Origin of the sequence: Aminobacter anthyllidis (genome assembly GCF_018555685.1) — a bacterium.
Lineage (GTDB): Bacteria > Pseudomonadota > Alphaproteobacteria > Rhizobiales > Rhizobiaceae > Aminobacter > Aminobacter anthyllidis.
Window position 1 is genome coordinate 409,345 of sequence record NZ_JAFLWW010000003.1, and the last position, 25,149, is coordinate 434,493.

The window sequence follows — 25,149 nt, forward strand, 5'->3', positions numbered from 1 at the left end:
GCTCACCTTTCCCCCGACTGACTGACGTCGGGAAGCTTCGGAAGTCCGAAAATGGAGAAGTCCTCGGCGCGCGGCGCGGCCGTGGTACGAACCGCTGCCCTGAGCTTGGCCGAGCGCGAACGCGGATTGATTGCCGTCTCGGCGTCGCTCGGACCGACAGCACCGCCGGCCTTGTCGAAGGTCGTGACGATGGTTTCGAGCTCCGGCATGTAGCGCGAACGCGACGGGCTGGACGAACGATCGGTGATGAAGCGCTTGACGATGCGGTCTTCGAGCGAATGGAAGGTGACGACGACCAGCCGCCCGCCCGGCTTGAGCGCGCGTTCGGCGGCGAAAAGCGCACGCGCCAACTCGCCAAGCTCGTCGTTGACATAGATGCGCAGCGCCTGGAACACACGCGTCGCCGGATGGATCTTGTCCTTGGGCGCACGGCCGATATGGGTTTCGATGGCGTCGGCCAGATCGAGCGTGCGCTCGAACGGCTTCCTCTCGCGGCGGCTTTCGATCATGCGGGCAATACGCCCGGCATGCCGCTCCTCGCCAAGGAAGCCAAAGATGCGGGCGAGATCGCCGGTCTTGAAGCGATTCACCACGTCGGCGGCACTGGCGCCGGCCTGGGCCATGCGCATGTCGAGCGGACCGTCGGCGCGGAACGAAAAGCCGCGCTGCGCCTGGTCGAGCTGCATCGAAGACACGCCAATGTCGAGCACGACGCCGTCGACAAGCCCGACATGCTCGTCGAGGCTGGAGAATGGCGCCTGGACCAGCCGAAGCTTGCCGCTCGACTGCGCTTCGAGTTCGCGCCCGGCGGTTATGGCGTCGGGATCGCGGTCGATCGCCACAACCGACGCGCCCGTCGCCAGGATGGCCTTGGTGTAGCCGCCGGCCCCGAACGTGCCGTCGACAACCACGTCGTCCGGCTGTGGGTGCAGCGCCTTCAGGACTTCGGCGAGGAGGACCGGAATGTGGCGGGCCGGTCCGCCGACAGCAAGATGGTCATCGCCGTGGCCAGCCGTCATTCCGGTCGCTCCCCAGGCTTCGTCCCCTGCCGAAGCTTCAGCAGCCGGGCACGCACGTCCGCGCCATGGCTGCGCAGCCGCTCCGGCTCCCACATCTGAAAAAACTGTCCGCGCCCGACAAAGGCCACGTCGCTGGTGATCCCCGTATGCTCGCGCAGGAAATCCGAAACAGAAATGCGCCCGTCCTGATCGAGCTTCAGGAAGGTGCTGTCGCCATGGATGAAAAAGGACATGTCGTCCGCCGTCTGCAGGAACGGATCTTCTTGGGCGATGCGCTGCTCGTAGCGGTCGAGCAGGTCGAGCCCGCCGACATCCAGCGCCGGAACGTCGAGCGCCCGCAGCGCATAGAGCTCGGCATAGCCGCGCTTCTGCAATACGGCACGGAAATGCGCCGGAACGGAGACCCGTCCCTTCGCATCGATCCTGTTCACCGCATTTGACAGAAACCGATCCATCGACTGATCCGGCCACCTTCGTGGCCGTGCCCCTCTTCGTCATGCCGTCCGAACCCCGATGGCCCGGATCAATCCCAAAATGCCTCCGCCGCAGGGCCAATGCGTTCCGACCTGCAGCCGCCGCGGCTGCCGGATCGGCGAACGCCTTACCCTTTACTGGAACGAAATCATGGTTACCGATTTGGGATAACATGGGGTGATATGGGCGTCAACGGGAACTGGATACACTTGGCCATCGCCAGCGCCCTTTCGGACCCTTTCGCGGCTTCCCGATTTTTATGATCCCTTAAGGCTAACGAAGTCTTACGTGGCCCAACGCCGCGGCCCGCTTTCCGTCTTGCCGCGCAAGGACCTAGCACCTAGCGTTGAGGTGTCGTCTGCATTGCCGGGGAGAGACCTGAGATCATGTCCGAGACCATGAAGGCCCGCGCCGCCACGCTCGCCCATCTGCGCCGCTCGAAGCTTGGCGTCGGCGACCCGATCCCAGTGCCGCTGACCATGGCTTCGATCTATCACGCACCTGGCGACGCCACGGGCTTCAACCAGTATGGCCGCTTGAGCAACGCCAACTGGTCGGCCACCGAAGACATGCTCGGCCACCTCGAAGGCGCAGCATGCGTGGCATTTCCTTCAGGCATGGGCGCCATTTCGGCCGCCTTCTTTGCCTTGCTCAAGACCGGCGATCGCATTCTCGTCGCCTCGGACGGCTATCACACGACGCGCATCCTGGCCGACCGCTTCCTTGGCGCCTTCGGCGTGAAGACGGACGTGCGGCCGACGGCAAGCTTCCTCGATGGCGGCTTCAACGGCTATCGCCTCGTCTTCGTCGAAAGTCCGTCCAACCCGACGCTCGACATCTGCGACATCGCAGCCGTGGCGGAAGCCGTGCACAAGGCCGGCGGCCTGCTCATCGTCGACAACACCACGATGACGCCCTTCGGCCAGCGGCCGCTCGACCTTGGTGCCGACATCGTCGTCGCCGCCGACACCAAGGCGCCGAATGGCCATTCCGACGTGCTGTTCGGCCATGTCGCGAGCCGCAACCCTGACATCATCGCCGCCGTCACCGAGTGGCGCCAGAACGCCGGCGGCATCCCCGGCCCATTCGAGGCCTGGCTGGTGCATCGCGGCCTGGAAACGCTGGAACTGCGCTTCGACCGCATGTGCTCGTCGGCGGAAATCATCGCACCGCGCCTCAAGGCCCACCCGTCCGTCAGCGCCTTGCGTTATCCCGGCCTTGAAGGCGACCCGTCGCACAACCTCGCCCGTGTCCAGATGGACCGCTTCGGCTTCCTGATCAGCTTCGACCTCGGCTCAGAGGAACGGGCTGAGAATTTCATCAACTGTTGCGAACTGATGCATGCGGCCACCTCCTTCGGCGGCGTGCACACCGTCGCCGAACGCCGGCTCCGCCGCGGCGATGCGGTCACGCCGGGCTTCGTCAGGCTATCGGTCGGCTGCGAGCCGGTCGAGGAGCTGTGGGCCGCGATGAAAGTTTCGCTGGATCGACTGGAAGGTTGACGGTCGCCAGGACGAAACGTCGTCAGCCGAAACGTGGCGATGGCCATGCAGGACGCGAAGGATAAGGATACCGGCGCCCTCCACCCGATAGAACGTGACGTATTCGCCCAGCACGACATGCCGCAACTCCGGCAACAGATCTGTTCGCTCGGCACCTGAATGAGGCTGCGTGGCCAACAACTCCCAGCGCTCGGCCATCCGGCGGATCAGCTTGGTCGCGGCAGCGGGATTGAATTGGCTGATGTAGTCGCCGATCGCCTCGATATCGGCCATGGCCTGGGGCGTCAGCCGATAGCTCATCGGTTGCCGTCGCCTTTTCCCATCGCCTCATACTTGGCCGTCAGCCTGGCCATGAATTCCGGGCCATCACTGCCCGGCCCGCTGTCGATGCCCTCCTGGATCAGGGCCCGCAGTTCGTCGATGGTGTAGCCGAACAGGTCGCGGCGCTCTTTCCACAGCCGCAACGCATCGCGGATGACTTCGCTCGCCGACGCATATTCGCCCGCATCGACCGCGCCATCGACGGCGGCGGCGAGTTCGGGCGAAAGGGTGATGCTGCGCTTGTCTACATGGCCCATGGCTGCCGCTCCTGTTTGGATGATGGTACGATTAAATCGCACCAGTATCAAGAATACGGCAGCATGCGCAAAGGCAGCCGGCATCCGCGCGCTTGACACGCGAAATCGGCCACAAGGGACTGAAGGCATGTGGCAAAGAGGCAGCGCCAGCTGGCCTGTAAGCCGGGTTCTGTATGGCCCCCGCGTCTTGCGACACGGGAACGTGGCGACCATTCATCTTGGACGCATGTTGCCATGCGCCTCACGCAACCTACCCGGGCGGTGAGCCGGAAACAGCCCTGAGGGTTTCCCCTCGCACCACCCCTATTCGGTTTTGCTCCCGGTGGGGTTTACCTTGCCGCTTCTGTTGCCAGTCGCGCGGTGGGCTCTTACCCCACCCTTTCACCCTTACCGCGGAAACCGCGGCGGTTTGCTTTCTGTGGCACTTTCCCTGGGGTCGCCCCCGCCGGCCATTAACCGGCACCGTGTATCCATGGAGCCCGGACTTTCCTCACCCGCTGCCTTTCGGCAATTGCGGGTGCGGCCGCCCGGCCAGCTGGCAAGGCGTATAGAATGGTTCACACCGCAAAAGGCAAACGAAAACATTCGCCTCCAGAGCGCCGTGCATCCGAATGGACGCACAAAGGACGCTCAAATTCAGTGAATCTGCGCATCGTGCCTTGCGAAAATCGAGTCCGATTTTCGGGCTGATGCAGCTGGGAACCATCGCCTGCGAGATCGTTAGCCGCCGATGCGGGCCTGGACTTTCTTGCAATAGGCGGCGGAAATCGGGTTCATGCGCTTGGCGCCGTGGCCCGCATTGTACCTGAGGATCGTGCCGCAGGTCGTGCCTCCAGCAAGCTCATGCGCCTTGGCGAGGTACTTGAGACCAAACTTGATGTTTGTCTCAGGATTGAACAGGCCCTTGGCCGAACCCGAGTAACCCATCATGCGTGCCGTTGCCGGCTTGATCTGCATCAGGCCGATTTCGCCGGCGCTGCCGCGGGCGTTCGGGCGATAGTTGCTCTCGACGCTGATCACGGCATGGGCGAGCGACACCGGCACCCCATAGGATGAGGCATAACGCGCGACGATCTCGCCATAGGGCGCATTCGCCTTGGCGGCCTTGGCCGTCTTACCTGCCTGCTCCTTCACCGTCTTCGCGCCCTTGGCGCCGATCGAGGCGGTCTTGAAGTTGTCGATCGCAGCTTCCTTCTTTGCGCTGCAGCCGAACAGGTAGGGGCAATCGTCGGTGGTCTTGTTTGACTTGTTTGCGTTGGCTTTTTTGTTGGTCTCAATAATCGCCTTCGAGGCCCTGACAGCGCCGTCCTGGGCGTGAGCGGCAAAAGAGGTCAGGCCGGCGGCAAATGCCACCGCTAAAACGGTCAAATTCTTCATGTTATCCTTGTTCTCGAACAGGCCGAACGATGGCCGAAAGCCATCGCGCAGCATCCCTTCCTAAACGCCGGAGGGCCCTCTTCTGGGGCATGGCAGATTTAGCCGGCGCCTTGCACGGGAATGCATGTGACGGGGGAACTAGCGGGAAAAATGGCCGGACAAGTCACAATGCGTGACAGGTTGTAATCTTGCGAATCACCAACCCAGGGCTAGTCAAGCCCGCCCGGAAGCGCGGCGAGCAATCGCCGCAGCGTCGAAAGTGTCGAGGAATCGACGGCGCCATCGACGCACCTTGTGCGGAAATGTCGTTGAAATGCTTGAACAGTTACCGCTGTCTGGGCATCGAAGCGCCCGGTGATCTCGACGCCGTAGCCATACAGCGCCAGCATCGATTGCAGTTCCTCGACCGCCACGCCGGCGTCGCCCGGTTGCAATATTGCATGCCCGTTGCGCGGTGAAGGTGCGACCCAATGACCTACGCCGGCTTGCGCCAACATCCGCCAGGAAAACTTCTCGCCCGGGTCGACCTTGCGTCCGAGGGCAACGTCGGAGTGCGCCAGAACGCGTTCCGGCGCCACATTGTGGCGCTCGACGATGCCCAGGCACAACTCGATCACAGCCTGCATCTGGCGTTTGGGAAAGGAGCTGTAGCCGAGCGCGTGGCCGGGATTGACGATCTCGATGCCGACCGAGCAGGAGTTGATGTCGGTGTCGCCGCGCCAGGAGCTCTTGCCGGCGTGCCAGGCACGGTCGCTTTCGCGCACCATCTGGACGATGCGCCCATCCTCGTGGACCAGATAATGCGACGACACTTCGCTTGCCGGATTGCACAGCCAGGCCTCGGCCCCGTCACCGGTTTCCATGCCGGTGTAGTGCAACACGATCATGTCGGGCTTCATCTCGTCGCGCCGCTGCCCGAAATTGGGCGAAAGCCGTACCTCGGCATGCGGTTGGTCGGGTTGAAAACCGCTCATGCGTGCCGCAGTCCCCTTTCGATCATCTCGTAGGCCGCATTGATCGCGGCGATGCGTGTCGTGGCGATCCTGATGAACTCTTCGGGCAGGCCGCGCGCAATCAGCTTATCGGGATGATTGCTGGCGACAAGCTTGCGGTAGTGTTTGCGCACATCCTCGAATGGCTTGCCGCGCTCGATGCCGAGCACGCGGTAGGGGTCAGCCTCGCCAAGATCGAGATGCCGCGCCACGATGGTCTGGTAGTGCACCTCGTCGATGCGGAAGATCTCGGAAACGCGATGCAGGAAGCTGCCCTCGCATTGGTGCATCATTCCGTCGGCCTTGGCGATGTGGAACAGGCCGTCGAGTATGTCTTCGAGCATTCTGCAATTGGTGTGGCCTGAGCCACACAGCTTGGCCATGCGTTCGGCGTAGAACTCGAAGCCGGCGACATCCTGCTGGGCAATGTCATAGAGCCGCGCCACGTCGCGCGCATGCTCGGGCGGAACGGCGAATATCTCGTAGAAGGCGCGAACCTCGGCCTGGGAGACAACGCCATCGGCCTTGGCCATCTTGGCCGACAGCGCGATCATCGCCACCGAGAACGCCACGCGGCGACGGGTTTCGGCGTCTCCTGAGAAGACTGTGCGCACAGCCTCCACGACATCAGCGACGCCATTTGCCGCCGACGCAGAGATACGCGCGATGAAGTCGCCGAGACGGTCCCAAATCGACATGGCCGCTTCTTAGGATGAAACATTCGCAAATGCGAGATGCCATTGCGCGCGAGGCGTAACTTTGTCGGCAACAGTCCGGCATCTGGACCAAGATTCTGGACCAATGGAATTTTCACGACGCAAAAGCCAAGTGTCGGTATCGATCTGCGCAATGGACGCGCGCAACACCAACCAACCGGCACACACATTCTCCCGCGAGACGATCGGGCTCGCCCTTGGCACGCTCGGCGTTGTCATCTTCGGCGGCACCTTGCCGGCGACGCGCGTTGCACTCACAACCTTTTCGCCATGGTTCGTCACCCACGGCCGCGCCGCCATCGCCTCGCTTGCCGCGGCCTTGCTGCTGCTCATCCTGCGCAAGCGGTTTCCGAAGAGCGATGCACCGGCCTTGTTCCTCGCCGGCCTGCTCCTGGTCTTCGGCTTCCCGATCTTCTCCTCCATCGCCATGCAGACAGTACCCGCTTCGCATGGCGGGGTGGTGCTCGGCGTCCTGCCGCTGACCACCAGCATCTTTGCCGCCATCATCGGCGGCGAACGGCCATCGGTGTTTTTCTGGATCTGCGGTGTCGCGGGTGCTGCGCTTGTCGTCACCTTCGCCATAAGCGACAGCGGCATGCAGCTTTCGTCAGGCGACCTGTTCCTGTTCCTCGCCGCACTCTCCGCAAGCCTCGGCTATGTCGTGTCAGGCAAGCTTTCGCGCCGCATGCCAGGCTGGGAGGTCATCTGCTGGTCGCTGATCCTGACCGCGCCGATCTCGATCCCCGGAGCGGCGCTGAGCTGGCATCCAGAGTTCGCCGCCGCCTCGTCGGCGCAGACATTTGCCTTTTTCTACCTGTGCTTCGGCTCGATGTTCCTGGGCTTCTTCGCCTGGAATGTCGGCCTCGGCATGGGCGGCATTGCCCGCGTCAGCCAGGTTCAACTGCTGCAGTCCTTTGTCACCCTCGCCATCTCGGCTTTCCTGCTTGGCGAACATGTGGGCGTGAAAACAGTGGCGTTCGCGCTTTGCGTCATCGCGATCGTGGCCCTTGGCCGCCGCGCCCGGGTCACGAGCTAGGCTTTAGCCAAAGAAAAGCTAGGCTTTAGCCAAAGAAAAAGGCCGGAGCGATGCTCCGGCCTTTCCTCCTCCCGCAACCTTACTGCGCGGGCGCAGCCGGCTCTACCGGCTTGGGCTGCATGTCGTTGTTCTGCATGTCGCCGCCAGTTCCGGTCTCAGGTGCCGGCGTGATGCTCTTGGTCGTGGTGTCGTCGGTCGCCGGTGGCGAGGCCTCAGGCGTCGCGGGCGCCGGCGTCATCGGCGCTGGCTGCTCGGTTGCAGGCGGCTTCACGCTTTCGGTCGTCGTGCTGTCGGTGTTGCTGTCACTGCAGGCGGCAACGCCAAACAGGGCCAGGGCGGAAACCGACGCGAGAATGAGTTTTTTCATAACAGTCTCCTTTTCAGGACGGCCCGTCGAACGGGCGTCGGAGATGAAATGCGCAGGACGTCGAGCGGTTTCGTAACGTTCGGAGTCGGCCTGTCACATAAGACCTGTCGTGCCGCCGTCATCGCGCCGTCACCGCGCTGTCACGCCGGTAGTCTACCCGCTGCGCCCAACAACGAAGCGGGGAATCGCATTTCCATGACTGACGTTTCCGGAGAACTTGTCTTTCGTCGCGGCAAGAAAGTTGGAAAGGCGGTCTACCAGAACCGCGCGCTTTCCAAGGAAGGTCTTTCCGAACGGCTCTTTGCGTTGCTGTTTTCAGGGCTCGTCTACCCCCAGATATGGGAAGACCCCGACGTCGACATGGAGGCGATGCAGCTTGGCGAGGGCCACAAGGTCGTCACCATCGCTTCGGGCGGCTGCAACATCCTTGCCTATCTCACCCGTTCGCCGGCCAGGATCGACGCCGTCGACCTCAACGGCGCCCACATCGCGCTGAACAGGATGAAGTTGGCAGCCGTGCGCCACCTGCCGACGCAAGGCGATCTCTTCCGCTTCTTCGGCGAAGCCGATGTCGAGCACAACTCGCATGCCTATGACCGCTTCATCGCGCCGCATCTCGACGCCTCGAGCCGCGCCTATTGGGAGCGCCGCAACTGGCGCGGCAAGCGCCGCATCGCCACCTTCGACGGCAATTTCTACAAGACCGGCCTGCTCGGCCTGTTCATCGCCGCCGGTCACCGCGTCGCCAAGCTTTACGGCGTCGACCCCGCCGCCATCATGGCCACCGGCAGCCAGGCCGAACAGCGCCGCTTCTTCGACGAAAAGATCGCGCCGGTGTTCGAGCGCCGCATGCTGCGCTTCATCACCGCGCGCAAATCCTCGCTGTTCGGCCTCGGCATCCCGCCGGCGCAATACGACTCGCTGCTGACCTCCGGCGACGGCTCGATGGCTGGCGTGCTCAAGGCCCGGCTCGAGAAGCTTGCCTGCGACTTCCCGCTCGAAAACAACTACTTCGCCTGGCAGGCCTTCGCCCGCCGCTACCCGAAGCCCGGCGAAGCCGCCCTGCCCGCCTATCTCGAGCAGGACAACTATGCGACGATCCGCGCCAACATTGATCGCGTCGGCATCCACCACGCCAACTTCACCGAACTGCTGGCCGGCAAGGACGCGGGCTCGGTCGACCGCTACATCCTGCTCGATGCCCAGGACTGGATGAGCGACGACCAGCTCAACGCGCTGTGGACCGAAATCACCCGCACCGCCGCATCGGGCGCCCGCGTCATCTTCCGCACCGCAGCCGAGCCCAGCCTGCTGCCGGGCCGCCTCTCACCCGCACTGCTCGACCAGTGGAGCTACGAAGAGCAGGCCTCGCGCGACTACACCGCCCGCGACCGCTCGGCGATCTATGGCGGCTTCCACCTCTATGTGAAGAAGTCCTGATGAGCGCGCCCGAGCTTTCGGCCGGCCATTCCGGGCTGATGGACAGCGTCTACCGGCATCAGCGCCACATCTACGACCTGACGCGCAAATATTACCTGCTCGGCCGCGACCGCATGATCTCCGAGCTAGCTCCGCCCATGAGCGGCACCGTGCTCGAACTCGGCTGCGGCACCGGGCGCAACCTGATCCTCGCCGCCAGGCGTTTTCCGAATGCCCATTTCTATGGCCTCGACATCTCCGCCGAGATGCTGGTGACGGCAAGGGCGTCGATCGCCCGTGCCGGCCTGTCGGATCGCATCTCATTGGCGCAGGCCGACGCCACTTCGTTCGACGCTGCCGCCCTGTTCGGGCGCGGCGGCTTCGACCGCGTCTTCGTTTCTTACGCCCTGTCGATGATCCCGGGCTGGGAGCGCTCTGTATCGGCGGCACTGACAGCGTCCGCGGGCTCCGTCCACATCGTCGATTTTGGCCAGCAGGAAGGGCTGCCCGGCTGGTTTCGCAAACTGCTGCGCGGCTGGCTGGCGCGTTTCCACGTCACGCCGCGCGAGACCATGGCTGCCGAAATCGCCGCCCAGGCCCGCGCCGCCGGCAAAAGCTGTCGCTTTACCTCGCTGTACCGAGGCTACGCCTGGCTCGTCGTCGTCGGCGGGCCAAAGCCTATTTGAGTGCCGCGGCCACCGCAGACAGCATCGCCTGCGGCTTGTAGCGCAGCTTCGACGGCGTCAGGCCGAGCCTGACGACAACGAGATTGGCTGAGGGCACAATCGCCACCGTCTGGCCGTCATGGCCCTGCATCCAGAAGGTGTCGTCGGGCAGGTCGAAGCCGACATCGGGGTCCTCGCCCTCCGGCGTGCCGCCCTCCGGCCCCTGCAGCCACAGCTGGCCGCGGCCGTACTCGCCAATCGGGGCAGCCGGCGCCTTCTCGCGCATCCAGGCGACATAGCCTTCAGGCAGGATGCGCGCGCCGTTCCACACGCCGTCCTGCAGCAGGAACTGGCCGAAGCGCGCCCAGTCATGCGCCGAGGCGTAAAGATAGGACGAACCGGCGAAGGTGCCGCGCGCATCGGCCTCAAGCACGGCAGTGGTCATGCCGAGCGGCCCGAACAGCTTTTCGCGCGGCCAGGCCAGGGCCTTGGCCGGGTCGCCGACGGCGTCCTGCCACAGCCGCGACAGAAGCAAGGTCGTGCCGCTGGAATAGGAGAATTTCTTGCCGACGTCGGCAGCCAATGGCTTGGCCGCGGCGAAGCTCGCCATGTCGGGCTCGAGATAAAGCATCCGCGTGACGTCGGTGACGTCGCCATAATCCTCGTTGAACTCCAGCCCGCTCGACATCGCCATCAGGTCGGCCAGGCTGATCGCGGCGCGCCCGTCCGCCTTCCACGGCTCGAACAACGCCGTCCTGTCGACCGACATCTTGCCGTCGGCGACGAGCGTGCCGATGATCGCGGCAGTCACCGTCTTTGTCATCGACCAGCCGAGCAGAGGGGTCGCAGCAGCAAAACCCTCGCCATAACGTTCGCCGACGATCCGGCCGTTCTGCACGACGACGATGGCGCGCATGCCGGGTCCGGCCAGCGCTGCATCGTCGAGAACGGCCGCGATCGCCGGGTTCTGCGAGGCATCGACCTTCTCGCCCTCCGGCCACAGCGCCTCGGCATTGGCTGCGGGTGCCCCCGGAACGGCGCCGAGTGCGGCAGCGGCGATGTCGCCGTCCGGCACGTTGCTGCAGCCGGCGCCGTCATGGGCAACCGCCAGCCCCCTGCCGAAGATGCCGAACAGCCCGGCGCGGACCGTGCCGGCACTCTGGTCGACGCTGACCGACATCAGCCTGAGCAGTGGATGGCCCGGCGCCTGGACGTCGTCGGCCAGCACCTGATTGGCATCGCGGCCGGCAATGAAGACGTTGGAACAGACGATCTTGGCGGCATAACCGGAGCCGACGCGGATCAGTGCCGGTGGCGCAAAGTAGAGCCAGGCTGACAACCCGGCGACCGCCAACACGATGAGGGCGACCAGCCATTTCAGTATCTTGCCGATGATGCGCATTGCTTCCCCCGCCCCGACGTCACGCGTCCGCCATGGAATTGCCGTCATTCCTCACGCAAATCTTTCAGGCTGTCGAGCGCGATCAACGGTTTATCAACCATGATCGGCGATCACAGAGGGGGATGTGCGGTGTCTCGGGGAAACCGCTGATCCATCGGAATAGTATCCGGGCCGCAGGGCCTGCCCCATAAACGATGTGCTCTGGCCGGTTCCTGCCGGCCGCAAGGAGAAGTAATGCGCCGCGCTTCGGCTCTTGTGCTGCTCGCCTTCCTCGGCGCCTGCTCGACTTCCGACACGCTGTCGCTTGCCCCGGTCGGCAAGCCGGGCAGCATGGCCTCCGTTTCGGTCAAGAATCCGCGCTTCAGCGACAGCGACCCGCACCAGTGGGAAAGCGGCGCGCCCTGGACCTATGCTGTTCACGGCACCGACGTCTCGAAGTACCAGACGTCCATCGACTGGCAGCAGGCCAAGGGCAGTGGCATTTCCTTCGCCTTCATCAAGGCGACCGAGGGCGGCGACCGCGTCGACGACTATTTCGCCGAGCACTGGCGCGAAACCAAGTCCGCGGGCGTGCCGCGCGGCGCCTATCATTTCTACTATTTCTGCCGCCCCGCAGCCGAACAAGCGCGCTGGTACATCGACAACGTGCCAAGGGAAGGCTCGTCCCTGCCACCGATCCTCGACATGGAGTGGAACCCGCAGTCGCCGAGCTGCAAGCTTCGTCCGCCTGCAGCGACCGTGCGCAGCGAGATGAAGATCTTCCTCGAAATGGTCGAGAAGCATTACGGCAAGAAGCCGATCATCTACACCTCGATCGACTTCTTCGACGACAACAACCTGTCGACCTTCCGTGGCTACCCATACTGGCTGCGCTCGGTCGCCGGCCATCCGACGTCGAGATACGGCAGCCACCCCTTCACCTTCTGGCAGTACACCGGCACCGGTGTTGTGCCCGGCATCAAGGGTGACGCCGACATCAACGTCTTCAATGGCAGCGAAGCGAGCTGGAGGAAGTGGCTCGCCGCCAACACGAGATAGCCCGGACCGCTCCGCCGGGCTGCATATTCGCATGGCAGATGCGACAAGAAGAGGGGGTGCGGCCCTCGCCCCGGTTCTGTAGAAGGCGCGGCAAGACATTGAGTTGGCCGTCCGCCTGCTTTCGCCGTTCCGCGAAAGCCTGAAAGGCCAAGCAGGAGAGCTGCCCATGAAACTGCTGAGCAAGGCGCTGGTCGCCGCCCTTTTCGCCACCGCCGCAATGCCGGCAAACGCGCAGAACACTGCCGCCGTCACCCCGGCCGCGCCGCCGGTGGCGACCTCCGAATGCGGCGACGACTTCGCCACCTGGAAGCAAAACCTCGCCAACGAGGCGCGCACAGCCGGCGTCGGCGAGAAGGGCCTGTCGGCATTGGCCAATGCTGCGCTCGATCCCAAGGTACTCGAGCACGACCGGGCGCAGGGTGTCTTCGCCCAGACCTTCACCCAGTTCTCCGAGCGCATGATCAGCGGCTACCGGCTCAAGCACGGTGCCGCCAACCTGCAGAAATATGGCCAGTATTTCACCATGGCCGAGCAGGAATTCGGCGTTCCCGGTCCGGTGATTGCCGCCTTCTGGGCGCTGGAAACCGACTTCGGCGCGGTGCAGGGCAATTTCAACTCACTCAACGCGCTGGTCACGCTGGCGCATGACTGCCGCCGGCCCGATCTGTTCCGCCCGCAGGTAATCCCGCTGCTGACCCTGATCGACCGCAACGTGCTGCCCGCCGATGTCCAGGGCGCCTGGGCCGGCGAAATCGGCCAGACCCAGATCCTGCCCTCCGACTATCTGGCGCGCGGCGTCGACGGCGACGGCGACGGCATCGTCGACCTGCGCAATACGCCTGCCGACGTCATCCTGACCACCGGCAAGAAGATCCAGTCGCGCGGCTGGAAGCGCGGCGAGCCGTGGATCGAAGAGGTCCGGGTGCCTGCCGAAATGGCCTGGGAAGAAACCGGCCGCACCAACAAGCAGCCGCTTGCACATTGGGCTGCGATGGGCGTCACCATGCGCGATGGCACCCCGCTCAAGGATACCGGCCTCAAGGCAGGCATCGTGCTGCCGATGGGCCGCAAGGGTCCGGCCTTCCTGACCTACGACAATTACGACGTCTATCTCGAATGGAACCAGTCGGCGACCTACACGCTGACCGCAGCACATCTGGCAGCCCGCCTCGCCGGCCAGCCGGCATTCGACCGCGGCAACCCTGACGCCGGCCTGACCGGCGACGCGATGAAGGCCCTGCAGCAGAAGCTCCAAGACAAGGGCTACGACGTCGGCGGCATCGACGGCATCCTGGGCACCAACACCCGCGAAGCCATCCGCCAGGAACAGATGCGCCTCAAGCTGCCTGTCGACGGCTGGCCGACGGACGAGCTGCTGGCGAATCTCTAGTGAGTAGTGAGTAGTGAGTAGTGAGTAGTGAGTAGTGAGCGCGGCAACGTTCGCGCCACTACCACGCAAGACCCTTCTTGCTACTCGCCATTCCCTCTAAAACAACGCCGCCGTGTCACCGTGCACCGGCTTCCAGCCAAGCTCGACGCGTGCTTTGTCGCCGCTCAGGCGCTGGCTGATGGCATAGCCCCGCGCCCATTCGCCCAGGCGTTCCGCTGCAAGATCGGCGCTGACGATACGTCGGTCCGGCCGATCCATACCTTGCAGCCGCGCCACCTCCTGGACGATCTCGCCGACAGTCAGTCCTGAGATGGCGGAGCCATTGTAGACCGAGCCGGCTTCCGCCTTTTCAACGACCCGCAGGTACAGGTCAGCAAGGTCGTCGGCATGGACCAGCGGCCAGACGACATCTTCCGAGCCGATAACCTCGGCCGGCCTGCCCTCGCGCATCGCTTCCATGAAGGAAGAAAACACGCCGCCTTCGGACGAATAGACCATCGCCGGATGCACGACGAAGCTATCGATCTCAGGTGCTTCGAGCAGCCGCGTCATGTTGTCGATGGTGCCGCTGAAGGCCGGCAGCGGGTCGAATGGGCTGTCCTCGGTGGCTACCCTGTCGCCGGTCGCGCCGAACAGCCAGCAGCCGCCGGTGTAGACGAAACGTGGCCGCTTCGGCATCGCGCCCAGCACTGGCAGGAGCGCATCGAGCAACGCCGCGTCGACGGGTCCCATGTCATCGCCAAAGTCTGACGCGGCATGAATGACCGCGTCCACCTCCGGGATCTTGCCGACCCATTCCGTCGGCGCGCGCAGGTCGCCGAGAAGCGGCGTGGCACCTGCGGCCTTGAGCCGATCAGCCGATGCCTCGGAACGCGCGAGACCGATCACCTCATGGCCGACCTCGACCAGGCGCCGCAAGACATGGCGACCGATGAAACCGGTGCCGCCGAGAAGGAAAACATGCATGGAATGTCACTTAGCGAGTAGCGAGTAGCGAGTAGCGAGTAGCGAGTAGCGAGTAGCGAGTAGCGAGTAGATCGGAGTACTCACGCGACAATTCAAGCCGCTTTTTCCCTACTCCCTATTCGCTACTCCCTACTCCCTACTCGCTTCCTTCAATCAGCCATCGTCTCCAGGCTGGCGAAGCCCACAGGCGCTTCGCCCTCATCGAAGGGCGTCGTCACCTCGACGAAGGTGTCGGGGTAGAAGCCGTTGAACCGCGTGCGCAAGGACAGCGAATAGGCGCCGATATGGCCGATCTCGATCCAGTCGCCGGTGTCGATGGTCTCGGGCAGCCAGAACGGCCGCGACAGGATATCGACGGAATCGCAGGTAGCCCCGCACACCTTGAACGGCACGATCTTGCCGACATCGCCGTTGCGTGTGCGGATAGCGGGATCGGGAATGAAGCGCGCCGGCAGCGTGATCTTGCCTGTCCATGAATCCGACAGCGACGCCCAGATGCCGTCATTGATGTAGAGCCGCCTGCCCTTGCGCAGCAGCACCCGCACGATCAGCGAGAGACACCGCGCAACGATCACCCGGCCCGGCTCGGCGACCAGTGGCATCTCGTCGAAATTGTATTCCTTCAGGTCGCCGCGAAAGCGCGACATGATCTGGCCGATCGACGGCATCACCGGCTTCTTGCTGTTGGGATCATGGCCGTACTCGGCCGGGAATCCGCCGCCGACATCGAGGCCGGCAAGATCGAAACTGACGCGATTGCGCACCCAGTCGACCGAGGCAAGCGCCCGCTCGTAAGTATCGGGGTCCTCTATCTGGCTGCCGACATGGAAGCACAGCCCGACCTTGTAGCCGTTGCGGTTGAGCCGCTCGCAGAGTTCGACGGCATTGGCCGGACCTGCGCCAAACTTCTTCGACAGCTCGTAGGCCGCCGATCCCTTGGTCTGCACACGCACGAACACGGTAATCGCCCCGGGGTCGATGTCGAGCGCACGCACGACGCGGGTCAGCTTGTTGATCTCGTCCTCGTGGTCGACCGCGATCACCCGGATGCCATAGGTCTCCAGCGCCAGCCTGATGTCCGACTGCGCCTTGACCGGATGCATGTAGATCATCTCGGCGTCCTGCGAGACCTCGCGCACCGCCGCGAACTCGCCGGGCGAGGCCACGTCGAACATCGTCACGCCGGCCTCGACAAGCGCCTTCAAGACGATCAGTTCGCCATTGGTCTTGACCGCATAGGCGGTCCTGCCGGGGAACATCTCCATGAAGGCTCGGGCATCGGTCTTCAGCACTTCGGGCCTGAAGCAATAGACCGGGGCGTCCGGGCGAAGCGCCAATGCGGCCTCGCGTGCGTTTTCGAATCGCTGCATGGAAGCTCCTCGTTTGCCGGCCGAAATCTAAACCAAGCGGTCCGCGATGCAACCCGACAGGGCTTGGCAGGAGTATTGCGTCAGCCAATGGAATCGGGTGGCCCTACCCGAGAATCGCGCGTAGCTGTCGAATGTGACGAAGCGAAGAAGGAAGCGGACATGAGTGCACGCGATTGGGCCAGGCTGCTGCTCCTTGGCGCCATCTGGGGCGGATCGTTCTTTTGCGTGCACATCGCTGTCGCAGAGATCGCGCCGCTCAAGCTCGTCCTGTTTCGGGTGCTGATCGCCGGTGTGGCACTGCACCTCTTCCTGCTGTTGCGCGGCCCCTCCTTCCGGCTCGCTCTGCCCCATGCCGGCATCCTGTTTGGCCTGGCGGTGCTGAACAACGTCATCCCCTTCACGCTGATCTGCCTTGGCCAGACCGAGATCGGCGCCGGCCTCGCCTCCGTGCTCAACGCCACCACGCCGTTCTGGACACTGATCGTCGCCAACGTCCTCACCAGCGACGAGAAGCTGAACTGGAACAAGCTCGTTGGCATCGCACTCGGCATCGGCGGCACCGCGATCATGGTCGGACCCGGCATCGTTGCCGGGCTGGGCGGCCCGGTCTGGGCGAAATTCGCCCTTGTCGGCGCCTCGCTCTCCTATGCTTTTGCCCTGATGGTCGCGCGCAGGCTCAAGGGCGTGCCGCCGGCAATCATCGCGACCGGCCAGATGACCGCCTCCAGCATCATCATGGTGCCTGTCGTGCTGGCGCTCTACGGCACCTCGGGCCTGTTCGCGGCCAGCGCCAACGCATGGCTCGCCACCTTCGCGCTGGCACTGGTTGCCACTGCCTTCGCCTACATTCTGTTCTTCAAGCTGGTGGCATCGGCCGGCGCCACCAACACCTCGCTGGTGACGCTGATCGTGCCGGCAAGCGCGATGCTGCTCAGCGTCACCTTCCTTGGCGAGCGCCTCGAGCCATTCGAGCTGGGCGGCATGGCACTGATCGCGCTTGGGCTGGTGACCATCGACGGCCGCCTGTTCAGGCGCCGCCAGCCGGCCGGCGCATGACATCGAAGATTGGCACCGATTTTCAGAATGGACCATGTAGCCGCGGCGACTTCGACGCGCCCGACAGGGCCGTGCGGCGCCGGTTTGGCTAATCGATTAGCCACAATTTCTCCACAACCCTTGCCGTTGCATTTACCAAGTGAATCCAACGGCTAAGCGGAAAAAACGTGTCGTATTTCTCATAATTCTGTCGCAATGCAGCACATTTTTTTCTTGTGTGTGACCGAAATACCCCTAGATTCCGGCCTGTGGCTTGCAAAGAGGAGGCTATGCATGGGACTGACTAGGTCAATCAATGCAGTCATGATTTGCGCTGCCTTTGCCTTCATCGGCGCGCTTATTGTCGGAGTTCTTCCATAGGCCGCTCGTCGGCGGAAGACGAAAACACCTCCAAGGTGAAAGCTTTCGAAAAGGCCGGGATCACCCTCCCGGCCTTTTTGATTCCGTCCCTGCCCGGCTGGCAGCCCGCGGATCAGGCCGCGGCCGAGCCCTGGACCAGCGGCTGCGGCCGGATACCGATCATGTGGCACACCGCCACCACCAGGTCGGCGCGGTTCATCGTGTAGAAATGGAAGTCGCTGACGCCGCGTTCGACGAGGTCGAGCACCTGCTCGACCGCCACCGCAGAGGCGACAAGCGCATGCGTCTGCGGATCCTTGTCGAGGCCCTCGAACCGCTCGGCCAGCCAGCCCGGCACATGCGCGCCGCAGCGCGAGGCAAAATTGGCAACCTGGCCAAAACTGTGGATCGGCAGGATACCCGGCACGATCGGAATGTAGATGCCGGCCTTGCGGGCACGCTCGACGTAGCGCTCGTAAAGGTCGTTGTCGAAGAAGAACTGGGTGACGGCCCGCGTCGCGCCCTGGTCGACCTTGCGCTTCAGCATGTCGAAATCGGTTGCGAAATCGGGGCTTTCCGGGTGCTTTTCAGGATAGGCCGACACCGAGATGTCGAAATCGCCCTGCGCCTTGAGCGCGCCGACGAGTTCGGCACCGTTGGCATAGCCGCCGGGATGGGGCTGGTAGGCCGCGCCCACGCCTTCCTTGGGGTCGCCGCGCAGCGCCACGAAGCGCTTCACGCCCATGGCGGCGAACTCTGCGATCACCTGGTCGACCTCCTCGCGGGTCGCATCGACGCAGGTCATGTGCGCGGCGGGCGTCAGCGTCGATTCCTGCAGGATGCGCTTCACCGTGCGAGCCGTGCGCTCGCGCGTCGAGCCGCCGGCACCGTAGGTCACCGAGACGAACTGCGGGCGAAGCGGTTCGAGCCTGGTCACGGTCTCCCAGAGGCGCGCTTCCATGTCGTCGTTCTTGGGCGGGAAGAACTCGAAGGAAACGCGGATCTTGTTGCCGATGTCGGAACGCCTGGAGAGCGGAAATTGGTTCATCAGGCAGTTTCCCTTTGGGCTTGCAATTCAGGATTGGGATCGGCGATCAGCAGGCGCTTGTCACGCGCCAGCCACAGCTTGACCGTCAGGCTCGCCTTGGTCGACGAGCGCGGTTCGAATTCCTGGGTCTCCTCGAGCTCCAGTCCGGCTTCGGACAGCCAGTCCTCGATCTGCCGGTCGGAGAAGCCAAGGCGCGCATGCGCATGCTCGGAGCGCAGGAAGTCGAGCCCGTGCGGGGCGAAGTCGACGATCACCAGCCGTCCCGCTGGACGCAGCAGACGGGCGGCCTCCTGGATGGCGCGGGCCGGATCGTCGAGATAGTGCAGCACCTGGTGGATGGTGACAAGATCGAAGGCGTCGCGCTCGACCGGCGGCGAAAAGATGTCGCCCTGGCGCACCTGGGCATTGGCGACGCCGGCCTTGTCAAGATTGGCGCGGGCGACCGCCAGCATCTCGCGCGACTGATCGATGCCGACGCCGCGGCGATAAAGCGGCGCGAAGATTTCAAGCAGCCGGCCGGTGCCGGTGCCAAGGTCGAGCATCGACTGGAACGGCCGCTTGCCGACGAGCTTGACGAGGGCAGCCTCGACGGCGCGATCGGGTGCATGCAGCGAGCGCAATTCGTCCCAGCTGGCTGCGTTGGCGCTGAAATAGCGGGCGGCGCGCTCCTGGCGCTTGTGCTTGACGTCGTCGAGGCGCTCGAAATCGCGCACCACCTGGCCATCGGAGGTGTCGATGCTTGAAACCAGCCCCTGCACGAAGCCGCGCGCCTGATCGGCATCCGACAGCCTGAAAAAGGCCCACGAGCCTTCCTGGTAGCGGTCGATCAGGCCGGCCTCGAGCAACAGCTTGAGATGGCGCGACACGCGTGGCTGCGACTGGCCAAGGATATCGGTCAGGTCCGATACGGTCAGGTCTCCGCGCGAAAGCAGCGTCAGAATGCGAAGGCGGCTGGATTCGGCTGCCGCCTTCAAGGTATCTACCATGGTGTCGAGCGTCACATGCATCGGCTTTGGTTCTCGCCAAAAGACATAAACATATCTTTATGTGACGACGCTGACGATTGCAACGCCCAATGTCGCATGCGGGCAAGAAAATGGCGCGACCGTGGGAGGGGCCGATGCAGATGTTCGAACAGCGCGAGGGCGAGATAGCGCTGACCGGCGATCCCGCGACGCAGTCGTTCGACGCCAGCCTCGCCTATATCGGCCGCATCGCCTCGCCCTGGAAGCTGCGCGAGGACTGCCCCAAGAACATGAATGCCGCGCGAGAACGTGGCGGCGGCGCGACAGTTGTGGTCGACGCCCCCTACCGGCCTGGCCTCGCCGGTCTCGCTGGCTTCAGCCATGTCGTCGTGCTCTCCTGGTTCGAACAGGCGCCGCGGAATCTGATTGTCCAGAAACCGCGCCATGCCTCTGACGCGAAAGGCGTTTTCGCATTGCGCTCCCCTGCCCGGCCGAACCCTGTCGGCCTGCATGTCGCGCGCATCGTCTCGCTCGACATCGAGACCGGGCGCATCGAACTCGATGCCATCGACGCGCTCGACGGCACGCCGGTCATCGACCTCAAGGCCTATTTCCCCTCGGTCGACGCCTTTCCCGACGCCACTCGGCCGGGCAAGGACAGCTGAGCATGGCTGCCCCCACCGGCCGCCGCCGCGCAGTCGCCAAATCGCTGACGGCACTGCTGCCGCTGGCGCCCTATGCCGACATAGAGGCGATCAGGACGGAGGCGCTGGCCGTGCACATGAAAACGCTGCCGCCGTCGATTGCGGTGTGGCTGGCGACCGTCGCCCATGTCCGCCATGCCCATACCGACTACGACAAGCTCCTGTCCGAAGGTTACGACCGCGACTCCGCCCGCTTCTTCGTCATCGACCAGACCAACGCCACCCTGACCCGCTGGCGCGCCACCCGGCTGCTCGATCCCGACGACGAGGAGGGATGATGGACAAGCCGCGCACCGAGCCGCTCGACGATCTCGACCGCCGCATCCTGGCCGTGATGCAGCAGGACAACCGGCTGTCGTTTGCCGAATTGGCCGAGCGGGTCGCGTCATCCGCGGCCTCCTGCGTGCGCCGGGTCAAGCGGCTGCGCGACGCCGGCGTTATCGTTGCCGACATCGCGATCGTCGACCCCAAGCTCGTCGGCAAATCGCTGACGGCAGTGATCAACATCGAACTGGAAGCCGAGCGGCGCGACCTCGTCGACGCATTCAAGCGGCAGATGCGTGACGCACCCGAAGTGACCCAATGTTACATGGTCACCGGCGACGCCGATTTCGTCGTCGTCGTGACCGTCGAGGACATCACGGCCTTCGAGGCCTTCACGCAGAAATGGCTCTACGCCAATCCCAACCTGCGCAAGTTCCGCTCGATGATCATGTTGGACCGCGTCAAGTTCGAGCCGCGCGTCGCCATCTAGCTCCGAGCCTCACACCCGGCTGTTGCGGCCGGAGAGAAGGCATTTACTTCACCGAAGCCCGAATTTCGATCGGTTCGCCTCATCTGGCCCGGCATTTTGACAGAAATGGCGCATCGCTAGCAGGCAAATTCTCCCCGAAAGTCCGGAAGCGGAGAGGAACCCATGGATTTCGCACCAAAGCAATTGCCCACACTCGAAAGCCGCCACGTCGACCCGCATTCCTACCCCTCCGGCGTCGCCTTCCTCGACGGCCAATACCTGCCGATGTCCGAGGCAAAGATTTCGGTGCTGGATTGGGGCTTCCTGCATTCCGACGCGACCTACGACACCGTCCATGTCTGGAACGGTGCCTTCTTCCGCCTCGACCTGCATCTCGAACGCTTCTTCGGCGGGCTCGAGCGGCTGCGCATGTCGATCCCGTTCGACCGCGATCACGTCACCGAAATCCTGCACAATTGCGTGGCCCTTGCTGGCCATCGCGCGGCCTATGTCGAGATGCTGTGCACCCGCGGCGCGTCCCCGACCTTCAGCCGCGACCCCCGTGATGCCATCAACCGTTTCATGGCCTTCGCCGTGCCGTTCGGTTCGGTCGCCAACCCGGAACAGCTCGCGCGCGGCCTGCATGTTGCGATCAGCCAGCGCATGCGCATCCCCCCGGCCTCGATCGATCCCGCCGTCAAGAACTACCACTGGCTCGATCTCGTGCGCGGCCTCTATGATGCCTATGACAACAACGCCGAAACAGCGCTCCTGCTCGACTTCAACGGCAATGTCGCGGAAGGACCGGGCTTCAACGTCTTTGCGGTGAAGGACGGACGTCTCGCGACGCCAGCCACCGGCGTCCTGCCGGGCATCACCCGGCGCAGCGTCTTCGACCTTTGTGCCGAGGCTGGCCTTGTCGCCGAAGCCCTGGATGTCAGCGTCGAGGCACTACTGGCCGCCGACGAGGTGTTCATCACCTCGACCGCCGGCGGCATCATGCCGGTGACCAGGATCGACGGCACGACCGTGGGCAACGGCCAGGTCGGTCCGATCACAACAAGGCTGAAGGACGCCTACTGGGCCAAGCACGACGACCCCGACTGGTCGACGCCGGTCACCTATTCGTGAGCCGCCAGGACGGCGCTCACGCCCGGTAGATCCACTGCTCGGGCACGCGCACCGAGACCTCCTCGCCTGCTGCGATCATGCCGGGCTTCTCGACCCAGCCGACAAGCCCGCGCAGGCGGCGCGAAACCTTGGGAAACATGAGCGAGCCGGCGTCATGGTCGGCCATCCCGGCATGCTCGGCAATCGAGCGCCCGGCGATACGGCACGGCGCGTTCTGGCCGTCGATCTTGATCGTCACGCCCCCCTTGAAGAACAACATCGTGCCGGCCGGCAGCATCGACAGCATCGGCACGCCGTCGAGCAACAGGTTGGCGCCGATCCATTCCGGCTTGATCTCGGCCAGGCCCATGCGCTCGGCTACGATGGCGAGTTCATCCGGCGCGACGATCGACAGTTGCCGCTCGTTGCGCATTTCGGTGCCGCGCGGGTACCACGGCTCGCGGCCGCCCGAGCGCCTGGTGTGGCCGGAATGGACGTCGCCTATGATGCCCTCGAAAGTCAGCCGCAGCGCGTCGGTCGGTCGCGTAACGAAATGGTCATGCTGCGCGGTGTAGACGCCGGCGACACGCCCGGCGAGCTTGCGGCCCGGCAGGATCTCAGGTTCGCCCTCGCGGTGCATTGTCGGATCGAGCATCTCAGGCCTCCCGGTTTCGGACTGCTGCTTTGGACGGTGTGCCACCACAAATCCAGCCAAAAAGCCTGATCCTTGGGATCATCCGAAATGATGGATGCCGATCACATCATGCGGACCAGCGCGCCGCCGATCGAGTAACCCGCGCCGAAGGCGCAGATGAGCCCGTGGTCGCCTGATTTCATGTCCTCGTGGTTTTCCTTGAGCGCGATGATCGCACCGGCCGCCGCCGTATTGCCGAGGCGCTCCAGCACCATCGGCGCGGTGTCCTGGTCGGCCTCGTGGCCGAGCGCCAGCTTGAGGATCATCGCGTTCATGCGCGCATTGGCCTGGTGCAGCCAGTAGCGCCTGATGTCGGACTGTGTCATGCCGTGGTCGGCGAGGAAGGCGGTGATGAAGCGGTGCGCGGCATGCGTCACTTCCTTGAACACCTTGTTGCCGACCTGCTTGATCATGTTGCCCTCCATCTCGACGACGGAGGTGTTTTCCTGGCCGGCGCGCAGCAGGAAGCCGAAATTGGTACGGATATTGTTGGAGAACTGCGTCCAGTTGCGCGTGTCGAGAATTTCGAAGCGCCCCGGCCGGGTCTCCCTGGGCCCGATCGCCTCGACCACCATCGCCACGGATGCGTCGCCGAAGATGAAATGGGTCTGCCGGTCGCGGAAATTGAGGTGCCCGGTGATGATCTCGGGCGTGACGATCAGCACGCGCTTCTGCCCGCCCGAGCGGACGAGATTGAACGCGACGTGCAGTGCGGCCGCGGCCGACGAGCATCCGAGGCTCATGTCGAAGGCCGCACCCTCGATGCCAAGCTCCTTCTGGATCTCGATCGAGATCGCCGGATAAGGCCGCTGCTGGTGCGAGGCGGCACAGATCACCATGTCGATGTCGGCGCCGGTCAGCCCGGCATGGTCGAGCGCCTTGCGCGCCGAGGCCACACCGAACTCGGCCTCGACCGATAAATCGTCGTCGGCGCGGGGTGCGATGCGCGGGGTCATCCGCTCGGGATCGAGGATGCCGTCCAGCGTATGGACGTGGCGGTTCTTCACGCCGGAGGCATAGACGATGAATTCGCTGTCCGATTTCTTGATCGGCTCCTGCCCTGCCGTCTCGCGCCTGACGTTTTCGACGTCGACCCAGGCATTGAAGCTTGTGACCAGCTCATCGTTGCTGATCGCAGCCTGAGGAATTTCAACGCCGATGCCACTGATGATAACGCGATGCATAAAACCCGTCCGTCGCATGATTCCCGAAGCATGCCCGACAGCAGTTACCACTTTCGGAAAAATCCATACTCCAGCGACCAAATGGTGCCCTAAGGCCCCGGCAAGCCCTGTCCCGTCTCACCGGACTCGCCACCGCGCAGTTTACGTCACATGGAAGCGTTCGAATATGCCCTCATGCGACACTTGCCGTGATATCCAGCCCTATCCTCGCTGGGCCACCACGAACAACCGGGGGAAGCGCAAGAGAACCTTGCCGTCGGCGGTGGGTGGGTATGCGGCGGCAATGCGAGCCGTGTAGGCCGCGAGATAGGCTTGGCGCTCATCGGCGTCGAGCGGATCGACGAACGGCTTCAGGCCCGTGCCCTTGACCCATTCGACGATTGCGGCGGCGTCGGCCAGCGGGTGGTTGTAGACCGTGTGCCAGATGTCGACCCGCGCCGACAGCGGCACAAGCAGGTCGTAATAGGATGCGACCGACGGCAGCTGAGCGCGCGCTGCATTGGCGATCTTAGCGGCAAACGGCATGGCTGCCGCCGTCTCGCGCATCGCCACATGCGACGGCTCGCCGATATTGTCGGGCATCTGCACCGCAAGGCAGCCGCCCGGCGCAAGCAGCCCCATCAGCCGAGCCAGCACCGCCTGATGGTCGGGCAACCACTGGAACACGGCGTTGGCGAAGATCACGTCGACCGGCGCATCAGGCGTCCAGTCGCGCGCATTGGCGAGCTTAAAGTCGACACCGGGAAGCCGCTGGCGGGCTTCTTCGATCATGGCCGGCGAGCTGTCGAAGCCCGAAACCCGGGCATTGGGCCAGCGCTCGACAAGCAGCTCGGTCGAATTGCCGGGTCCGCAGCCGATGTCGACGACATGCCCTGGTTTCTCAAGCGGAATTTGCGCCACAAGGTCCCTTGCCGGCCGCGTTCGCTCATCCTCGAACTTCAGATATTGCGCAGCTGACCAGTCTTTCATGTCGGGAACTCCCAGAGGCGTCATGAAACAAAAACG

Annotated in this window: 27 protein-coding genes and 1 other RNA gene; 11 read left to right on the plus strand and 17 right to left on the minus strand. The window is 64.0% G+C overall.

Going from position 1 to position 25,149, the window contains the following annotated elements; all coding sequences use genetic code 11:
- Positions 1-2: 2 nt before the first annotated feature.
- Together rsmH and mraZ are read right to left on the minus strand one after the other, a co-directional pair.
- Complete coding sequence (gene rsmH, locus J1C56_RS11640) at positions 3-1,019, minus strand: 16S rRNA (cytosine(1402)-N(4))-methyltransferase RsmH (RefSeq protein ID WP_214389188.1); 1,017 nt, start codon at positions 1,017-1,019, stop codon at positions 3-5.
- Positions 1,016-1,474: a division/cell wall cluster transcriptional repressor MraZ gene (gene mraZ, locus J1C56_RS11645; RefSeq protein ID WP_214389196.1), complete on the minus strand. Its 459-nt coding sequence runs from the start codon at positions 1,472-1,474 to the stop codon at positions 1,016-1,018. The genes rsmH and mraZ overlap by 4 nt, the downstream gene beginning before the upstream one ends.
- Before the next feature lie 405 nt (positions 1,475-1,879).
- Here mraZ and J1C56_RS11650 point away from each other — a divergent pair, with 405 nt between their 5' ends.
- Positions 1,880-2,995, plus strand: a complete 1,116-nt coding sequence (locus tag J1C56_RS11650) for a cystathionine gamma-lyase (protein ID WP_214389198.1) — start codon at positions 1,880-1,882, stop codon at positions 2,993-2,995.
- On the opposite strand, the gene J1C56_RS11655 is transcribed toward J1C56_RS11650, so the two are convergent.
- The 6 genes from J1C56_RS11655 to J1C56_RS11680 all read right to left on the minus strand — a co-directional run bounded on the left by J1C56_RS11655 (position 2,921) and on the right by J1C56_RS11680 (position 6,640).
- Entirely contained in the window at positions 2,921-3,295 is a 375-nt protein-coding gene (locus J1C56_RS11655) for a type II toxin-antitoxin system RelE/ParE family toxin (protein WP_214389200.1), read from the minus strand. The two genes, J1C56_RS11650 and J1C56_RS11655, sit on opposite strands and share 75 nt — an antisense overlap.
- On the minus strand, positions 3,292-3,573 hold the full coding sequence (locus J1C56_RS11660) for a type II toxin-antitoxin system ParD family antitoxin (protein WP_214389208.1): 282 nt from the start codon (positions 3,571-3,573) through the stop codon (positions 3,292-3,294). Before J1C56_RS11660 ends, J1C56_RS11655 begins: the two co-directional genes overlap by 4 nt.
- A gap of 142 nt (positions 3,574-3,715) precedes the next feature.
- Positions 3,716-4,112: RNase P RNA component class A (rnpB, locus tag J1C56_RS11665), an RNA gene on the minus strand.
- A gap of 181 nt (positions 4,113-4,293) precedes the next feature.
- A complete protein-coding gene (locus J1C56_RS11670) occupies positions 4,294-4,950 on the minus strand; it encodes a lytic transglycosylase domain-containing protein (protein ID WP_214389210.1) in 657 nt (218 codons plus the stop codon).
- 209 nt (positions 4,951-5,159) lie between these two features.
- Entirely contained in the window at positions 5,160-5,924 is a 765-nt protein-coding gene (locus J1C56_RS11675; protein WP_214389222.1) for a peptidoglycan recognition protein family protein, read from the minus strand.
- Positions 5,921-6,640 carry a J domain-containing protein gene (locus J1C56_RS11680; protein ID WP_214389224.1) on the minus strand — a complete coding sequence of 240 codons (720 nt, stop codon included), beginning with the start codon at positions 6,638-6,640 and terminating at the stop codon, positions 5,921-5,923. The genes J1C56_RS11675 and J1C56_RS11680 overlap by 4 nt, the downstream gene beginning before the upstream one ends.
- 151 nt (positions 6,641-6,791) lie before the next feature.
- Between J1C56_RS11680 and J1C56_RS11685 the strand changes: the two genes are divergently transcribed.
- The gene (locus tag J1C56_RS11685) at positions 6,792-7,694 is read left to right on the plus strand and encodes a DMT family transporter (RefSeq protein ID WP_214389231.1); all 903 of its coding nucleotides are present in this window, start codon (positions 6,792-6,794) and stop codon (positions 7,692-7,694) included.
- Between the two features lie 79 nt (positions 7,695-7,773).
- Here the strand turns inward: J1C56_RS11685 and J1C56_RS11690 are convergent, their stop codons facing one another.
- Positions 7,774-8,061, minus strand: a complete 288-nt coding sequence (locus J1C56_RS11690; protein ID WP_214390311.1) for a hypothetical protein — start codon at positions 8,059-8,061, stop codon at positions 7,774-7,776.
- Positions 8,062-8,256: 195 nt separating this feature from the next.
- Between J1C56_RS11690 and J1C56_RS11695 the strand changes: the two genes are divergently transcribed.
- A complete protein-coding gene (locus tag J1C56_RS11695) occupies positions 8,257-9,501 on the plus strand; it encodes a BtaA family protein (protein WP_214389233.1) in 1,245 nt (414 codons plus the stop codon).
- On the plus strand, positions 9,501-10,166 hold the full coding sequence (locus tag J1C56_RS11700; RefSeq protein ID WP_214389235.1) for a class I SAM-dependent methyltransferase: 666 nt from the start codon (positions 9,501-9,503) through the stop codon (positions 10,164-10,166). Before J1C56_RS11695 ends, J1C56_RS11700 begins: the two co-directional genes overlap by 1 nt.
- On the opposite strand, the gene J1C56_RS11705 is transcribed toward J1C56_RS11700, so the two are convergent.
- Entirely contained in the window at positions 10,159-11,547 is a 1,389-nt protein-coding gene (locus J1C56_RS11705) for a serine hydrolase domain-containing protein (RefSeq protein WP_214389237.1), read from the minus strand. The two genes, J1C56_RS11700 and J1C56_RS11705, sit on opposite strands and share 8 nt — an antisense overlap.
- A gap of 234 nt (positions 11,548-11,781) precedes the next feature.
- On the opposite strand from J1C56_RS11705, the gene J1C56_RS11710 reads away from it, so the two are divergent.
- Both J1C56_RS11710 and J1C56_RS11715 read left to right on the plus strand, forming a co-directional pair.
- The gene (locus tag J1C56_RS11710) at positions 11,782-12,585 is read left to right on the plus strand and encodes a glycoside hydrolase family 25 protein (protein ID WP_214389239.1); all 804 of its coding nucleotides are present in this window, start codon (positions 11,782-11,784) and stop codon (positions 12,583-12,585) included.
- Between the two features lie 166 nt (positions 12,586-12,751).
- On the plus strand, positions 12,752-13,975 hold the full coding sequence (locus tag J1C56_RS11715) for a lytic murein transglycosylase (RefSeq protein WP_214389241.1): 1,224 nt from the start codon (positions 12,752-12,754) through the stop codon (positions 13,973-13,975).
- 96 nt (positions 13,976-14,071) lie between these two features.
- Here the strand turns inward: J1C56_RS11715 and J1C56_RS11720 are convergent, their stop codons facing one another.
- Entirely contained in the window at positions 14,072-14,941 is an 870-nt protein-coding gene (locus J1C56_RS11720; protein ID WP_214389243.1) for an NAD-dependent epimerase/dehydratase family protein, read from the minus strand.
- Positions 14,942-15,090: 149 nt separating this feature from the next.
- Entirely contained in the window at positions 15,091-16,311 is a 1,221-nt protein-coding gene (locus J1C56_RS11725) for an alanine racemase (RefSeq protein ID WP_214389245.1), read from the minus strand.
- 159 nt (positions 16,312-16,470) lie between these two features.
- On the opposite strand from J1C56_RS11725, the gene J1C56_RS11730 reads away from it, so the two are divergent.
- Positions 16,471-17,367: a DMT family transporter gene (locus tag J1C56_RS11730; protein ID WP_214389247.1), complete on the plus strand. Its 897-nt coding sequence runs from the start codon at positions 16,471-16,473 to the stop codon at positions 17,365-17,367.
- A 472-nt stretch (positions 17,368-17,839) separates the two neighbouring features.
- Here J1C56_RS11730 and metF read toward each other — a convergent pair whose 3' ends face one another.
- Positions 17,840-18,754 (minus strand): methylenetetrahydrofolate reductase [NAD(P)H], encoded by a 915-nt coding sequence (gene metF, locus J1C56_RS11735; protein WP_214389248.1) that lies wholly within the window; start codon positions 18,752-18,754, stop codon positions 17,840-17,842.
- A complete protein-coding gene (locus J1C56_RS11740; RefSeq protein ID WP_214389250.1) occupies positions 18,754-19,761 on the minus strand; it encodes an ArsR/SmtB family transcription factor in 1,008 nt (335 codons plus the stop codon). Before J1C56_RS11740 ends, metF begins: the two co-directional genes overlap by 1 nt.
- A gap of 119 nt (positions 19,762-19,880) precedes the next feature.
- Between J1C56_RS11740 and tsaA the strand changes: the two genes are divergently transcribed.
- The 4 genes from tsaA (at position 19,881) to J1C56_RS11760 (ending at position 22,287) form a co-directional block, all read left to right on the plus strand.
- A complete protein-coding gene (tsaA, locus tag J1C56_RS11745) occupies positions 19,881-20,384 on the plus strand; it encodes a tRNA (N6-threonylcarbamoyladenosine(37)-N6)-methyltransferase TrmO (RefSeq protein WP_214390245.1) in 504 nt (167 codons plus the stop codon).
- A gap of 2 nt (positions 20,385-20,386) precedes the next feature.
- The gene (locus tag J1C56_RS11750; protein ID WP_214389252.1) at positions 20,387-20,701 is read left to right on the plus strand and encodes a DUF2293 domain-containing protein; all 315 of its coding nucleotides are present in this window, start codon (positions 20,387-20,389) and stop codon (positions 20,699-20,701) included.
- Positions 20,701-21,177, plus strand: a complete 477-nt coding sequence (locus J1C56_RS11755; RefSeq protein ID WP_214389254.1) for an Lrp/AsnC family transcriptional regulator — start codon at positions 20,701-20,703, stop codon at positions 21,175-21,177. Before J1C56_RS11750 ends, J1C56_RS11755 begins: the two co-directional genes overlap by 1 nt.
- A gap of 162 nt (positions 21,178-21,339) precedes the next feature.
- Positions 21,340-22,287: an aminotransferase class IV gene (locus J1C56_RS11760; RefSeq protein WP_214389256.1), complete on the plus strand. Its 948-nt coding sequence runs from the start codon at positions 21,340-21,342 to the stop codon at positions 22,285-22,287.
- Between the two features lie 16 nt (positions 22,288-22,303).
- Here the strand turns inward: J1C56_RS11760 and J1C56_RS11765 are convergent, their stop codons facing one another.
- The 3 genes from J1C56_RS11765 to tam all read right to left on the minus strand — a co-directional run bounded on the left by J1C56_RS11765 (position 22,304) and on the right by tam (position 25,113).
- Positions 22,304-22,921 (minus strand): MOSC domain-containing protein, encoded by a 618-nt coding sequence (locus J1C56_RS11765; RefSeq protein WP_214389258.1) that lies wholly within the window; start codon positions 22,919-22,921, stop codon positions 22,304-22,306.
- 101 nt (positions 22,922-23,022) lie between these two features.
- On the minus strand, positions 23,023-24,144 hold the full coding sequence (locus J1C56_RS11770; protein ID WP_214389260.1) for a beta-ketoacyl-ACP synthase III: 1,122 nt from the start codon (positions 24,142-24,144) through the stop codon (positions 23,023-23,025).
- A 201-nt stretch (positions 24,145-24,345) separates the two neighbouring features.
- A complete protein-coding gene (tam, locus tag J1C56_RS11775; protein ID WP_214389262.1) occupies positions 24,346-25,113 on the minus strand; it encodes a trans-aconitate 2-methyltransferase in 768 nt (255 codons plus the stop codon).
- Between the last annotated feature and the right edge of the window lie 36 nt (positions 25,114-25,149).